Genomic DNA, 14,323 nt, shown 5'->3' with positions numbered 1-14,323 from the left:
GGGGTCCTGCCCGTCCTCGACCACAGTGCACCCGGCCGGACGGGCCGGTACCTGTCCGATCGGACAGGGTTCAGTCGCGCACGCGCTCGATCTCACCGCCGAGACTGCGCAGGATCTCCACGAAGTGCGGGTACCCGCGGTCGATGTGCTCGACGTCGTGTACTTCGGTCACGCCGTCGGCGACGAGCCCGGCCAGCACGAGGCCGGCGCCCGCCCGGATGTCCGAACACCAGACCGGCGCACTCGACAGGCGGTCGATCCCGCGGATGACGGCGTGGTGGCCGTCGGTCCGCGCATCCGCACCGAGACGGACCATCTCCTCGACGAAGCGGAACCGGGCCTCGAAGACGTTCTCCGTGATCACCGACATGCCGTCGGAGATGGCGGCGAGGCCGATCGCCATCGGCTGCAGATCGGTGGGGAATCCGGGAAACGGCAAAGTCGAAACGTTGACGGCGGTGGGCCGGCGATCGTGCCGGACCCGGAAGCCGTCGTCGAAGGTGTCGACCACCGCGCCGGTGTCGCCCAGTTTGTTCAGAACCAGCTGCAGGTGCTCGGGTTTCACGCCGCGCACGGTGACGTCACCGCGCGTCATGGCGGCCGCAATCCCCCAGGTGGCACCGACGATGCGGTCTCCGACCACCCGGTGTGTCGTCGGATGCAGCCGGTCCACACCGACGACGGTCAGCGTCGAGGTGCCGGCGCCGTCGATCTGTGCGCCCATCTGCTGCAGCATCACGCACAGGTCGACGATCTCCGGCTCGCGGGCGGCGTTGTCGATGGTGGTCTGTCCCTCGGCGAGCACGGCGGCCATGAGGATGTTCTCGGTCGCCCCCACCGACGGGAACTCCAGCGCGATCGGTGCGCCGACCAACGTGTCGGCCTCGGCCACCACGCAGCCGTGCTCGATCGAGCTGGTGGCGCCCAGGGCACGCAGACCCGCCTGGTGCATGTCGAGCGGCCGCGACCCGATCGCGTCTCCGCCGGGCAGCGCCACGACGGCTCGGTGACAACGCGCCATCAGCGGGCCGAGGACACAGACCGAGGCGCGGAACTGCCGGACCGCCGCGAAGTCGGCATGGAACTTCGGCTCCGCCGGCGCCGTGATGGTGACCGTCTCGCCGTCCATGTCGACGACCGCACCCAGACCGCGGAGAACGTCCGCCATCAGCGGGACATCGGCGATCTCGGGTGCGTTGGTCAGCACGGTCGTCCCCTCGGCGAGGAGGGCCGCGGCCATGAGTTTCAGGACGCTGTTCTTCGCGCCCCCCACTGCCACCTCGCCGGACAGACGCGCTCCCCCGGACACCAGAAACCGATCGCTCACGACTGCCACCTTAACCGTCCGGGGTCACCGGCCCACCGGCCAGTACGTCCTCCGACCGTGCTCCCGATCCTGTGCGTCCGGCGCAGTACATTCGACGCATGGCGGTACACCTGACGAGGATCTACACCCGAACGGGCGACGACGGCTCCACCGGGCTGAGCGACTTCTCCCGGGTGCCCAAAACCGATCCGCGTGTCGTCGCCTACGCCGACTGTGACGAGGCGAACGCCGTCATCGGTGTCGCCCTGGCACTCGGTGGTGACGTCCCCGACGACCTCCGGGAAGTGCTCACGACCGTCCAGAACGACCTCTTCGACGCCGGCGCCGACCTCTCCACGCCGGTCGTCGACGACCCCGAGTACCCACCGCTGCGCATCGCACAGGATTACATCGACGCCCTCGAGCGCTGGTGCGACTCCTTCGGTGCCGATCTGCCCGCACTGGACTCGTTCATCCTGCCGGGCGGCACACCGCTGGCTGCCCTGCTGCATCAGGCACGAACGGTGACCAGACGGGCCGAGCGCTCGGCGTGGGCCGCGGTCGCCGCCCACCCCGACGACACCAGCGTGCTGCCCGCGAAATACCTGAACCGGTTGTCGGATCTGCTGTTCATCCTGTCGCGGGTGGCGAACCGCACTCGCCCCGCCGCGGGAGGTGACCAACAGGGCGCGAACTCGCCCGGCGACGTCAAGTGGGTTCCGGGCGGCAACCGGCAACGGCCCCCGGCGAAGCCGGTCCATCAAGACCCGGCGAAGACGGGCGGGAAAGCCCCGGCGCAGCCGGATTCCTAGGCGCTGCGGCGCCGCTGCGATCTCGCGGACTGCCGGGATTCGAGCCAGGACTGGAACGCGGTCACCGCACCCGGGCCCATCGCCAGTTCGTAGTCGTCCTCGGCCCGGCCGGCGGTCTGCACCTGGAGGATGAGCATGCCGTCGAGGATCTCCGTCTCGGTGCCCTCGGGGGCGCGACGACCGGAGATCTCCATGCCCTGTCGTGCGAACGTCACGTTCGGCCCCGGTTTCAGCGACGTGAGCCGGTAGTAGCGCAGAGAGTCGTCGCTGTAGTGCACGGTGCCGTGACGCCATCCCTGGTCTACGCCGGCCGGCACCGTGCGCAGCAGGACCGGAGTGCCCGCGCGACGGAGTTGCGCCAGCCGCAGCGCCAGGAAGCCACACAACAGGAGCGCCACCGCCAGCAGCACACTGAGCATCACGACCGCCAGCGACATCACCTACTCCTTCGTGCAGTCACCGCGGATAGGCGAAGCGTCGAACCCGGTAGGGCTCCAGACGGCTTGGGCTGCATACACGCGGGACAGGGGGGGCTGTGGAACAAGCATGCCAGAACGTGCACATGAGACGCCAAACGACCTCGGCCGGCCAACGGAGAATTCCGATGGCCGGCCGAGGTCGATCGTTGACCCGAACCGCTCGCGCGGCTCGCTCTACCGGGAAAGGTGTTGTGCCGCAGTCAGACGCGCGTGAGCACGGTGGTACTCGGGCGAATCCGGCTCCGCCTCGTCGAGCGCGGTCTTCTCCGCGTTGACGTCGACGTCGTCGGCCCAGTCGGCCGACTCCGCCAGCACCGTGACGGCCTCGCCGGTGACGGAGAGGAACCCGCCCTCGACCGCTGCCGCACGACGGTTGCCGTTCTCCTCGACGATGACCACGAAGCCACCCGGGACCAGCTGGCCCAGGAGCGGCTCGTGGTTGGCCAGGACACCCAGCTCACCGACGGTGGTCTGCGCGATCACGAACGTGGCCTCTCCCGAGTACAGGCTCGAATCCGCGGAGACAACCTCGACGTGGAAGGACTTCTCAGCCATGGCGAACCGCTACTTTCCGCTGATCTTGGCGGCGGCGGCCTCCACGTCGTCGAGTCCACCGCAGCTGTTGAACGCCTGCTCGGGCAGGTGGTCGAACTCGCCCTTGGCGACACGGTCGAAGGCCTCGATGGTGTCGGCGAGCGGGACGACCGAGCCCTTCTGGCCGGTGAACTTCTCGGCGACGAGGAAGTTCTGGCCGAGGAACTTCTGGATACGGCGCGCACGCTGCACCGTGACCTTGTCCTCTTCGGAGAGCTCGTCCATACCGAGGATGGCGATGATGTCCTGCAGTTCCTTGTACTTCTGCAGGATGCGCTTGACCTCGTTGGCGACGCGGAAGTGCTCGTCGCCGACGATCGACGCCTCGAGGATGCGCGAGGTCGAGGTCAGCGGGTCCACGGCGGGGTAGATACCCAGCTGTGAGATCGGACGCGAGAGCTCGGTGGTCGCGTCGAGGTGCGCGAAGGTCGTGGCCGGTGCCGGGTCGGTGTAGTCGTCGGCGGGGACGTAGATCGCCTGCAGCGAGGTGATCGATCGGCCCTTGGTCGAGGTGATGCGCTCCTGGAGCTCACCCATCTCGTCGGCCAGGGTCGGCTGGTAGCCCACCGCGGACGGCATACGGCCGAGGAGGGTCGAGACCTCCGAGCCCGCCTGCGTGAAGCGGAAGATGTTGTCGATGAAGAGCAGCACGTCCTGGTGCTTCACATCGCGGAAGTATTCCGCCATGGTCAGCGCCGACAGCGCCACGCGCATACGCGTGCCCGGCGGCTCGTCCATCTGACCGAACACCAACGCGGTGTCCTGGAGAACGCCCATCTCCTCCATCTCGAGGTGGAGGTCGGTGCCCTCACGGGTGCGCTCACCGACGCCGGCGAACACCGAGGTGCCGGAGAACTCACGCGCGATACGCGTGATCATCTCCTGGATGAGGACGGTCTTGCCGACGCCCGCACCACCGAACAGACCGATCTTGCCGCCCTTGACGTACGGGGTCAGCAGGTCGATGACCTTGATGCCGGTCTCGAGGATCTCGGTCTTGCCCTCGAGCTCGTCGAAGGCCGGCGGCTTGCGGTGGATGCTCCACTGCTCGCCGTCGCGGCCGAGGCCCGGGCTGTCGAGGCAGTCACCGAGGGCGTTGAACACGTGGCCCTTGACGACGTCGCCGACCGGCACGACGATCGACTTGCCGGTGTCGGACACGGCCGCGCCGCGGACCAGGCCGTCGGTCGGCTGCATCGAGATCGTGCGCACCAGGTTGTCACCGAGGTGCTGCGCGACCTCGAGGGTCAGGGTCTTGGCGACCGAGGAGAGAGCGACCTCGGCGTGCAGGGCGTTGAACAGTTCAGGAATCGAGCCCCGCGGGAACTCGACGTCGACCACGGGGCCGATGATGCGGACGACCCGCCCGTCGGCGGAACCCGCCGACTGCGCGGAGGGGGTTTCTACTGCTGCGGTCATGGTGCTTGGGTCACTTCCTCTTTATCGAAGTATGGGTTCTCGTCGATCCGACTCGGCTGGCGCGCACGCTAATTCGCCAGTGCGCTCGAGCCGCCGACGATCTCGCTGATTTCCTGGGTGATCTGGGCCTGGCGGAGCTGGTTGGCCTCGCGCGACAACGACTTGGACAGTTCTTCGGCGTTGTCCGTCGCGGCCTTCATCGCGGTGCGGCGCGCGGCCGACTCCGATGCCGACGAATCCAGCAGCGCCGCGTAGACCCGCGTCGCCACGTACTTCGGCAGCAGCGCGTCGAGCAGGGCGTCGGCCCCGGGTTCGAAGGTGTAGTTGCGCGACGGCGTGTCGTCGGACGAATCCTCGTCGTGCGACACGACCAGCGGGGCGATCCGCCGGACCTCGGGCACCTGCGCCAGCATCGACTGGAACCGCGTGTAGACCAGGTGCAGCTCGTCGACACCCTCGAGGGTGCCGTCTCCTTCTGGGCGCTCGACCTCGGTGCCCGATCCTGCCTGGAAGAGGTCCACCAGGAAGCTGGTCGCCGTCGCCGCGTCCGAGTACTGCGGTGACTCCGAGAAGCCCGTCCACGAGTCCGAGATCTCCAGACCCCGGAAGCTGAAGAACCCGACACCCTTGCGACCCATGACGAACAGGACCGCTTCCTTGCCTTCGTCGCGCAGGAGCGCGATGAGTTCGCGGGTCGCCTTGAGCACGTTCGCGTTGTAACCACCGCACATACCGCGGTCGCTGGTCACGACCAGGATCGCCGCGCGCTTCGGGTTCTCCCGCTCGTTGAGCAGCGGGTTGTCCAGCGATCCCGAGTTGCTCGCCAGCTCCGAGAGCACGGCGGTCATCTCCTGCGAGTACGGCTTGGCCGCCGCCACCCGTCCCTGTGCCTTGGTGATACGCGAGGTCGCGATCAGTTCCTGAGCCTTGGTGATCTTCTTGGTCGACTGGACCGACCGGATGCGTGAGCGCAGCTCACGAATGCTGGCCATGAGCCCTCACCCCTTCCTTTTCGCGATGTCCGTTGACGTCTGAGATCACTTGCGGATCTTGATCTCTTCGTTCTCGACGTTGTCGGCATCCATCGCCTCGGCCTCGGCCTCGTTGACGACGCGACGGCCGTCGTGGGTGAGGTAGCCGTTCTTGAACTTGTTGGTCTCGGCGATCAGGGCCTCGGCCTGGTCGTCGCTGAGCACCTTGCCGCCGGCGATCGAGTCGTAGACACCGGTCGCGTTGTGGTGCAGGTGGCTCAGCAGCTGGGTCTCGAAGTTGCGCACGTCGTCGACCGGGACCGAGTCGTAGTGGCCCTCACCGCAGAGGTAGATCGAGACGATCTGATCCTCGACCGAGAAGGGGCTGTACTGGTCCTGCTTCAGCATCTCGACCCAGCGGGCACCGCGCTCGAGCTGTGCCTTCGAGGCGTCGTCGAGGTCGGAGGCGAAGGCCGAGAAGGCCTCCAGCTCACGGAACTGGGCCAGCTCCAGACGCAGCGATCCCGAGACCTTCTTGAGGCCCTTGGTCTGGGCGGCGCCACCGACGCGCGACACCGAGGTACCGACGTTGATGGCCGGTCGAACACCCTTGTTGAAGAGGTCCGACTCCAGGAAGACCTGGCCGTCGGTGATCGAGATGACGTTGGTCGGGATGAACGCCGAGACGTCGTTGGCCTTGGTCTCGATGATCGGCAGACCGGTCATCGAGCCGCCGCCGAGCTCGTCGGACAGCTTCGCACAACGCTCCAGCAAACGGGAGTGCAAGTAGAAGACGTCACCGGGGTATGCCTCGCGGCCCGGCGGACGACGCAGCAGCAGCGAGATGGCGCGGTAGGCCTCGGCCTGCTTGGTCAGGTCGTCGAACACGATGAGGACGTGCTTGCCCTGGTACATCCAGTGCTGGCCGATGGCCGAGCCGGTGTACGGGGCCAGCCACTTGAAGCCGGCCGAGTCCGAGGCGGGAGCCGCGACGATGGTGGTGTACTCCATCGCGCCCGCCTCTTCGAGGGCGGACTTGACGCCGGCGATGGTCGAACCCTTCTGACCGATCGCGACGTAGATGCAGCGAACCTGCTTGGTGGGGTCGCCGGTCTCCCAGTTGGCCTTCTGGTTCAGGATGGCGTCGATGCAGACCGCGGTCTTGCCGGTCTTGCGGTCGCCGATGACGAGCTGACGCTGTCCGCGGCCGATGGCGGTCATGGCGTCGATGGCCTTGATGCCGGTGGCGAGGGACTCCTCGACCGGCTGGCGCTCGAGCACGGTGGCGGCCTGCAACTCGAGGACGCGCTGCTCGTCGGCTTCGATGTCGCCCTGGCCGTCGATCGGGGCACCCAGCGGGTTGATGACGCGTCCCAGGAACGCATCACCGACGGGGACGGAGAGCACGTCGCCGGTGCGGCTGACCTGCTGGCCTTCTTCCAGGGACTCGTAGTCACCCAGGATCACGGCGCCGATCTCGTCCTCGTCGAGGTTCAGTGCGACGCCGAGGACGCCGCCGGGGAACTCGAGGAGCTCGTTGGCCATTGCGCTCGGAAGGCCGCTGACGTGGGCGATGCCGTCCGAGGTATCGGTGATGATGCCGACCTCGTCACGCGACGCTTCGGCTTCGAACGACGAGACGTACTGCTCGATCGCTCCCTTGATCTCGTCTGGTGAGATCGTCAACTCCGCCATGGGTTCTCGTCTTTCCTTGATGTGGCTCGGAGTCTCGAAGGCTCTGAGCTCTGGGCTTCGTGGGTTCGGGTGTGTCGGGGTGGTCGTCAGCGCGGCAGCGTCTCGGCGGCCTTGGCCAGCCGTGTCGCGACATCGGCGTCGATGACCTCGTCGCCGACACTGATCCGGAGACCGCCGAGCAGTTCCGGGGCGATCTCGGTCTGCACCGAGATGGTCCGACCGTAGATTCCGCCGAGCACGCCCGACAGTCGATCGATCTGGGCATCGGACAGCGGAGAGGCGGACACCACGTGGGCGACCGACTCGCCGCGACGGGCGGCGGCCAGCTCGGCGAGCTGATCGACCGCGACGTCGGCGGCCTGGCCGTGCAGCAGGCGCACGGTCGAGGACAGCAGCGTCCAGGTGTGGGTGCCGACCTTGTCGCCGACCAGCTTCTTCAGCAGGTCGACGCGCTTGTCGGCGTCCTTGCCGTGGTCGGACAGCAGCGAGGACAGCTGCGGGTTGGCCTCGAGGACTCGGCTCACCCGGAAGAGCTCGTCCTCGACCTGCTCGATGACCCCGTCGCGTTCGGCGGCGGTGAGGACGATCAGGGAGTTCTGACGACGCAGACCGACGACGAAGTCGCTCGACGACGACCACCGCTGACTCGACGCGGTCGCGAGCACCTCGACGACGACCGGGGCGAGCTTGCCGTCGAACAGACGGTGCACCATGGCCTTCTTGCCCTCGGGGTTCTCGTCGTCCTCGACCAGGCGCTTGCGCAGGACCGGGTTCTCGCCGAGGAAGTTGATCGCCGCGGTGAGGTCACCCGAGGCGTCGGCAAGTGCCGAACCGTCGAGATCGATTGCCGCCGAATCGAAGTGCTCCGACACGGCGAGAGCGGCGTCGCGGCTGGCGGCACGCATCGCGTGCAGACCGACGAGCGAGGCGCTCGAGGGAACCGCGTTCGTCGAACCCGACGACATCTCCTCGAGTTCGTCGATGACCCGGTCGACGCTCGCCGCCTGGGCCGAGTCGTCGGCGAGATGGTTGCGCACCAGTTCGCCGGCCTTGTCGACCGCGGTGAGTCCGAGATCGGTGCGCAGCTGACGAACGAGGTTGGCGCGCACCAGGGCGACCTGGTTGCGGCCGTGCTCGGAGATGCGCTTGACCTCGTGGTCGGCCTGTGCGCGGATGTCGGAGGTGATCGCCTCGGCGTCAGCCGCGGCGTCCTTCTGCATCTGTTCCGCCTCAGCCTTGGCCTCGGCGACCGCCTTCTCGCGGGCCTGCTTGCCGTCGGCGACGCGCTTGGCAGCGGCCTCGCTCTCGGCGAGCTGCTGACGCACGGTCTCCTGTCGATCCCGCATCATCTTCGCCACCGGCGGCCGGACGTACTTCCACAGGAGGAAGAGGATGACCGCGAAGCCGAAGAGCTGAGCGATGAAGATCGCGGGGTCGAACGCAGCACCGATGTCGTGCAGCCAGGTGCCGATGGGGCCCTGGTCGGATTCGGTCTCAGTGTTGGCAGCCATGATCAGTTCACCGCTCCGCTCGTCGATCGGGTATCGGAAAGAGTTGCCGAGTCGACACCGAGCACACGCGCCGCAAGCGTCTTGGCGAGTGCGTCCACATCAGCTGCAGCCGTCGAGGCGGCCTGCTCACCCTGCGTCGCCAGCTCGGAGCTGGTCGACTGCAGGGCGGCGTCGGCCTCGGCGGTCGCTCGCTGCTTCATCTCGTTCAGCTGTTCCCGCCCCTGGGCGCGAGCATCGTCGCGCTTGGCGGTGGCCTCACCGCGCGCTTCCTTGAGGAGCGAACGGAACTGGACGTCCGCATCCTCGAATTCGGCGGCGGCGGTCCGGTTGTCCTCCACGGTGCGGTGGATCATCGCGTCCCGCTCCTCGAGGACCTGCTGGATCGGCGGAACCACGAACTTGCGGATGACCAGCAGCAAAATCACGAAGATGAGCAGGACAACGAAGAACGTTCCATTCGGGAGCAGGAAGTTCTCTGCAGCAAGCGTCATTGTGGTGAGGTGTCGTTTCTACTCGGCGACAAAAGGGAGAGCGACGATCAGCCGGCGCTGATCGGGGTGGCGAACACGAAGAGCGCCATGAAGGCCAGGTTGATGAAGTAGGCCGCCTCGACCAGACCGACGGTGATGAAGAACGGGGTGAACAGGCGACCCTGTGCCTCGGGCTGGCGAGCGATACCGGCGATCAGCTGGCTACCGGCCAGACCGTTACCGATACCGGCACCGACGGCGCCACCGGCCATGATCAGGCCGCCACCGATGAGTGCGCCGAGGCCAATCATTGGATCCATTGTGATATTTCCCTTTCGTTGCTGACATCTGGTGTGTCAGGTCTGGAGTTGCGCCGACAGGTGCCGGAGCAGGTCGTCATGTTCGGTTGTGGGCGCGGCCGTGTCCGTCTCCGCGCGGTGCCCGGGTTCGGGCGGGTCAGTGATCCTCGGTCTCCATCGACTGCGAGAAGTAGAGGATCGTCAGCAGCGCGAAGATGAACGCCTGGATCAGACCGACGAAGAGCTCGAAGGACTTCCAGATCGCGTTGGGCGCCCACATGATGTACGGCGGGAAGAGTGCGATCAGGGCGACCATCATGCTGCCGGCGAAGACGTTGCCGAAGAGTCGCAGCGAGAGCGAGATCGGCTTGGTGAACTCCTCGATGACGTTGATCGGCGCGAGGAATGCGACGTGGCCCTTGATGATCCGCTTCGGGTGACCCAGCAGGCCGCGCTTCCGGAAGCCGGCGATCTGGTACCAGACGAAGACGAAGAGCGCAAGGGCGTAGGCGAAGTTCACGTCCGCGGCCGGCGGCTTGAGGATCTCGTGGTGACCGACCTGGACCGGCAGGATGGACAGCCAGTTGGAGATCAGGATGAAGGTGAAGAGCGAGACCGCGAGCGGGAGAACGTAGGGGGCGATCTTCATGCCGATGGCACTCTCGACCTGCCCACGCATCTGGATGGTGATGGCCTCCCAGAACAGCTGCACACCCGACGGCACGCCGGTCGAGGTGACCTTCGACTTCAGGTAGAACGCCAGCGCGAGCATGATCGCCGCGGCCAGCGCCGTCGCGATGATGGTCTCCAGGTTGAAGGTCAGTCCGAACAGCTCGAACTTGGTGTAGTGACCCACCTGGATGGCCGGTTCGCCATCCTCTGCGGCAAGGTTGAAGGCGGTCGTCATGGTTGGCTACGAAGTCCTTTCATCACCGGAATGACCGTGTTCAGCACCAAGACCACTTGGCCGATGGCGAGTCCGAACATCGCGCCCAACCCGTCGGGTTGGACCAGAAAAGCCGCCAGCAGCGCGAGCGCCGTGATGGCACCGAGTCGCATGGCGGAGTTGAGAGCAAGGGCGGTCTTGCGCGGGTTCTCGTCGGCGACCACGACGTCGACGGCACGTCGGACGAGGATCGCGTTGACGAAGATCCCGGCGACACCGAGAAGGAAGAACACCGCGAAGAGCGGATGTCCGACGGCGAGCGAGACGGCAGCCACGACCACGATGAACCCGCCCGCGATGAGCGCGGGGCGGCGGAGTCCGGTCGGCGCCTGGGGATAGACGGGGGCCGAATCAGGGGCAGATGCGGTCATGTCCCTCCTCAGCTCTCCTACTCCATACCGATGGCACGGATCACCCGCGTACGTGCAGCAACACATGGCCGCTGGGCGTCAGCTCGCGTTTCGTTGTGACCCTACCAACACCATTCTTGGTGTCTCACCGGGGGTATTGCGTCGTGTGAGACAGAACCGGGGCTTTGTGTCCGGGTCTGCGCACATGTTGACTACTACGGGCGATAGTACACGATAATTTACGGTTTCCTTACCTTAGGCCCAGGTATCGCCCTCACGGAAATGACAGGGTCGCAGACGCCGGTCAGCGGTACGCCTTCGTCGACGTTCGCAGTTCGGCGAGGCGTCGATGCAGGCGCGGCGCCATCGTCACCAGCATCGCGACGACGAGGCCCGCACCGAAGGCCGGGGCGACCACCGACAGCGGGAACAGCGTGCTGGCCGCCGCCGAGAACGCGAGCACCCCGACCCACAGATAGATGATCAGCGCGACCCGGCGCTGCGAGTGCCCGAGTTCGAGCAGGCGGTGGTGCAGGTGCATCTTGTCCGGGGTGTAGAAACCGACGCCGGCCCGGGTCCGCCGGATCACCGCCAGCAGCATGTCGAGCATCGGGATGAAGACGACGGCGGCGACCAGGATCAGCGGGGACAGCAGCGTGAAGATGTCGGCCGGTCCGTAGGCGTTCACGGCGATACGGCCCGAGGCACTCGTGGAGGCCGCGGCGAGCAGCAGACCGATCAGCATCGCACCCGAGTCACCCATGAAGATCCGTGCCGGCGAGAAGTTGTGCGGGAGGAATCCGAGGCACGCGCCGGCCAGTGCCACCGAGATGAGGGCCGGGGGGTAGTAGCTGACGTCGCCGCCCTGGTCGCGCAGCAGACCGAGCGAGAACATACAGATCGCCGCCGCGGCGATGAGTCCCAATCCCGCGGCCAGACCGTCGAGGCCGTCGACGAAGTTGATCGCGTTGATCGTCGCGACCGTGATCGCGACCGTGAGGAGACCGGCCTGCAGCGGGTCGAGCACCAGCGTGCCGATGTCGGCGAACGGGATGTAGAGCTGCAGCCAGCTGATGCCGAGCAGCACCAGAACGCCGGCGGCGGTGAGCTGACCGACGAATTTGGTCAGCGCGTCCAGGCCCCACCGGTCGTCGACGACGCCGACGAGGACGATCACCGTGCCGGCGGCGATCACCGCCGTCATGTCCGTGGTGTAGGCGAATCCGCGATTGAGCGCGGGGAGGTTCGCGGCGAGCGCGATCCCGGCCACCACCCCACCGAACATCCCGAGCCCGCCGAGGCGAGGTGTCGGGATCACGTGCACGTCGCGGACCCGCGGCACGGCGACCGCGCCGGCGCGGATCGCGAACACGCGGACCGCCGAGGTCAGGAGGTAGGTCATGGCCGCGGCAGTGAGCCCCACGAGCAGGAGCTCGCGCAGAGGAACCCCCGTCCCTCCCCGTCCGCGGCGGCGGCGAGCAAGGCCGGTGCGCCACCGGTCATCGCGCCACCACCGGTGTCAGACGGGCAAGGGTCTCTGACATTGCGACCACGCTACCCGTAGGCCAGTGCGGCGATCTCGCGACGGATCCGCTCGTGTGTCTCACGGTCGCGCGTCGACATCGCCGCGGCCATCGCGTCGGCGACGACCGGATGCATCGCGGCGGTCATGCCGCGCTCGGTGGCCACCGGCGTACCGATCCGGATCGCCGATCCCTCGGAGACGGGGCGGGTGTCGAACGGGAGGACCGCCTTGTCGACGACGATCCCGGCCGCGCCGAGCCGGTGCTGCGCCTCCATCCCGGAGATGCCGAAGCCGCTGACGTCGACGACCGCGAGGTGGATGTCGGTGCCGCCGGACACCACCCGGGCGCCCCGAGACGCCAGTTCCGCGGCGAGACCGCGGGCGTTGTCAACCGCACGACGGACGTAGCCGGCGAACTCGTCGGTACCGGATTCCGCGCAGGCGACCGCCTTCGCGGCGACGGCGTGCATCGCGGGACCGCCCTGCACGAACGGGAAGACCGCCTTGCGCAGGGCCTCGCCGTGTTCGGCCCGCGCGAGGATGACCCCGCCGCGCGGACCACGGATCACCTTGTTGGTGGACAGGGTGACGATGTCGGCGTGCAGCACCGGCGAGGGCAGCAGGCCGGCCGCGATGTGCCCGGCGAGATGTGCGGCGTCGACCCAGAGGATGCATTCGGCCTCGTCGGCGATCCGGCGCAGGGACGCAAAGTCGAACGTCCGCGAGTAGGACGCGGCGCCGGCGACGAGGATGCGGGGGCGGTGCACCAGCGCGAGATCCCGGGCCTGGTCGTAGTCGACGAGTTCGTCGTCGCGGCGGACCTCGTAGTGCAACGGCGAGAACCATCGCCCGGAGAAGTTCGCCCGAGAACCATGCGTCTGGTGGCCGCCGTGTTCGAGGCGCAGCGCGAGCACCGGGTCTCCGGGCTGGGCGAAGGCGGCATAGACGGCGAGGTTGGCCGCACTCCCCGACAGCGGCTGGACATTGGCGTACTCGGCGCCGAACAGCGCGCGGGCCCGTCCGACGGCGAGCTCCTCGAGCTCGTCGGCCACTTCACAACCGCCGTGGTAGCGCGCGCCGGGATACCCCTCCGCATACTTCGCGTCGAAGACCGACGCCATCGCGGCCCGCACCCCGGGCGTCGGCTCGGTCTCGCTGGCGAGCAGCTGCAAGGTGTCGCGGCGCCGGCCGACCTCGCGGCTCACCAGGGCGTCGACCGCGGCGTCGCCGGTCGGGGCGCCGCCCGCCTCGACGCCGGGTGGTCCGAACCTCGGCGCGTCGGGGCTCATCGCTCCGCGAGCAGCGCGGCCGGGTCCGTGTCGAGTACGTCGGCGACGGCGTCCGTCGAGACCGCACCCTCGCGCAGGATGCGCGGACTCGGCCCGGAGACATCGACGATCGTCGACGCCTGCGCGGCCGGCGCCGGGCCACCGTCGAGATACACCGCGATCTCGTCACCGAGTTGGTCGCGCGCCTCGTCGGCGGTGGTCGCCGGCGGACGCCCCGAGACGTTCGCGCTCGAGACCGCCATCGGCCCCACCTCGCGCAGCACGTCGATCGCGACCGGGTGCAGCGGCATCCGCAGCATGACGGTGCCGTCGGTGTCGCCGAGGTCCCATGCCAGCGAGGGTGCTTGTCGGACAACCAGACTCAGACCGCCCGGCCAAAAAGCCTCGATCAGGTCGCGTGCGGGCTGCGGGACGGACAGGACCAGGCCGTCGATCGAGTGCCACGAACCGACCAGGACCGGCACGGGCATGTCGCGTCCCCGGTGCTTGGCCGCGAGGAGTGCACCGACGGCGTCGGAATCGAAGGCGTCGCAACCGACTCCGTAGAGCGTGTCGGTGGGCATCACGATCAGCCGTCCGGCCTTCGCCGCCCCGACCGCCGCCCGAATCCCCGACGAGCGGTTCTGTGGATCGTTGCAGTCGAAAACAGTGCTCACG

14 protein-coding genes and 1 pseudogene are annotated in these 14,323 nt (G+C 67.7%); 1 reads left to right on the top strand and 14 read right to left on the bottom strand.

The window, feature by feature from the left end; translation table 11 throughout:
* Window positions 1-70: 70 nt before the first annotated feature.
* The gene (gene murA / locus MVF96_RS09450; protein WP_058252773.1) at window positions 71-1,327 is read right to left on the bottom strand and encodes a UDP-N-acetylglucosamine 1-carboxyvinyltransferase; all 1,257 of its coding nucleotides are present in this window, start codon (window positions 1,325-1,327) and stop codon (window positions 71-73) included.
* A 98-nt stretch (window positions 1,328-1,425) separates the two neighbouring features.
* Here murA and MVF96_RS09445 point away from each other — a divergent pair, with 98 nt between their 5' ends.
* Window positions 1,426-2,118: a cob(I)yrinic acid a,c-diamide adenosyltransferase gene (locus tag MVF96_RS09445; protein ID WP_137810079.1), complete on the top strand. Its 693-nt coding sequence runs from the start codon at window positions 1,426-1,428 to the stop codon at window positions 2,116-2,118.
* Here MVF96_RS09445 and MVF96_RS09440 read toward each other — a convergent pair.
* The 13 genes and pseudogenes from MVF96_RS09440 to MVF96_RS09380 form a co-directional block, all read right to left on the bottom strand.
* The gene (locus MVF96_RS09440) at window positions 2,115-2,555 is read right to left on the bottom strand and encodes a DUF2550 domain-containing protein (protein WP_058252759.1); all 441 of its coding nucleotides are present in this window, start codon (window positions 2,553-2,555) and stop codon (window positions 2,115-2,117) included. The two genes, MVF96_RS09445 and MVF96_RS09440, sit on opposite strands and share 4 nt — an antisense overlap.
* A 216-nt stretch (window positions 2,556-2,771) precedes the next feature.
* Entirely contained in the window at window positions 2,772-3,152 is a 381-nt protein-coding gene (locus MVF96_RS09435; protein ID WP_055474987.1) for a F0F1 ATP synthase subunit epsilon, read from the bottom strand.
* 9 nt (window positions 3,153-3,161) lie between these two features.
* Window positions 3,162-4,610: a F0F1 ATP synthase subunit beta gene (gene atpD / locus MVF96_RS09430; RefSeq protein WP_010842985.1), complete on the bottom strand. Its 1,449-nt coding sequence runs from the start codon at window positions 4,608-4,610 to the stop codon at window positions 3,162-3,164.
* Between the two features lie 68 nt (window positions 4,611-4,678).
* A complete protein-coding gene (locus MVF96_RS09425; RefSeq protein WP_055474988.1) occupies window positions 4,679-5,602 on the bottom strand; it encodes a F0F1 ATP synthase subunit gamma in 924 nt (307 codons plus the stop codon).
* Window positions 5,603-5,647: 45 nt separating this feature from the next.
* The gene (gene atpA, locus MVF96_RS09420) at window positions 5,648-7,276 is read right to left on the bottom strand and encodes a F0F1 ATP synthase subunit alpha (RefSeq protein WP_055474989.1); all 1,629 of its coding nucleotides are present in this window, start codon (window positions 7,274-7,276) and stop codon (window positions 5,648-5,650) included.
* An 86-nt stretch (window positions 7,277-7,362) separates the two neighbouring features.
* The gene (locus tag MVF96_RS09415) at window positions 7,363-8,787 is read right to left on the bottom strand and encodes a F0F1 ATP synthase subunit B/delta (RefSeq protein ID WP_137810078.1); all 1,425 of its coding nucleotides are present in this window, start codon (window positions 8,785-8,787) and stop codon (window positions 7,363-7,365) included.
* A gap of 2 nt (window positions 8,788-8,789) precedes the next feature.
* Window positions 8,790-9,278, bottom strand: a complete 489-nt coding sequence (locus MVF96_RS09410) for a F0F1 ATP synthase subunit B (protein ID WP_055474991.1) — start codon at window positions 9,276-9,278, stop codon at window positions 8,790-8,792.
* Between the two features lie 47 nt (window positions 9,279-9,325).
* Complete coding sequence (locus tag MVF96_RS09405; RefSeq protein WP_004021252.1) at window positions 9,326-9,577, bottom strand: F0F1 ATP synthase subunit C; 252 nt, start codon at window positions 9,575-9,577, stop codon at window positions 9,326-9,328.
* A gap of 136 nt (window positions 9,578-9,713) precedes the next feature.
* Entirely contained in the window at window positions 9,714-10,463 is a 750-nt protein-coding gene (atpB, locus tag MVF96_RS09400; RefSeq protein ID WP_055474992.1) for a F0F1 ATP synthase subunit A, read from the bottom strand.
* Window positions 10,460-10,873, bottom strand: coding sequence for a hypothetical protein (locus MVF96_RS09395; protein ID WP_004021250.1), 414 nt, complete (start codon window positions 10,871-10,873; stop codon window positions 10,460-10,462). Before MVF96_RS09395 ends, atpB begins: the two co-directional genes overlap by 4 nt.
* Window positions 10,874-11,156: 283 nt before the next feature.
* Window positions 11,157-12,355, bottom strand: a pseudogene (locus MVF96_RS09390) (glycosyltransferase family 4 protein).
* 51 nt (window positions 12,356-12,406) lie between these two features.
* Window positions 12,407-13,666 (bottom strand): serine hydroxymethyltransferase, encoded by a 1,260-nt coding sequence (locus tag MVF96_RS09385; protein ID WP_137810077.1) that lies wholly within the window; start codon window positions 13,664-13,666, stop codon window positions 12,407-12,409.
* Window positions 13,663-14,322 (bottom strand): L-threonylcarbamoyladenylate synthase, encoded by a 660-nt coding sequence (locus tag MVF96_RS09380; protein ID WP_137810076.1) that lies wholly within the window; start codon window positions 14,320-14,322, stop codon window positions 13,663-13,665. Before MVF96_RS09380 ends, MVF96_RS09385 begins: the two co-directional genes overlap by 4 nt.
* Window position 14,323: the final 1 nt, after the last annotated feature.

This window comes from Gordonia hongkongensis (assembly GCF_023078355.1).
GTDB lineage: Bacteria > Actinomycetota > Actinomycetes > Mycobacteriales > Mycobacteriaceae > Gordonia > Gordonia hongkongensis.
The sequence above is the reverse complement of the archived record's forward strand: the minus strand, read 5'-3'. Positions and strand labels throughout refer to the sequence as shown.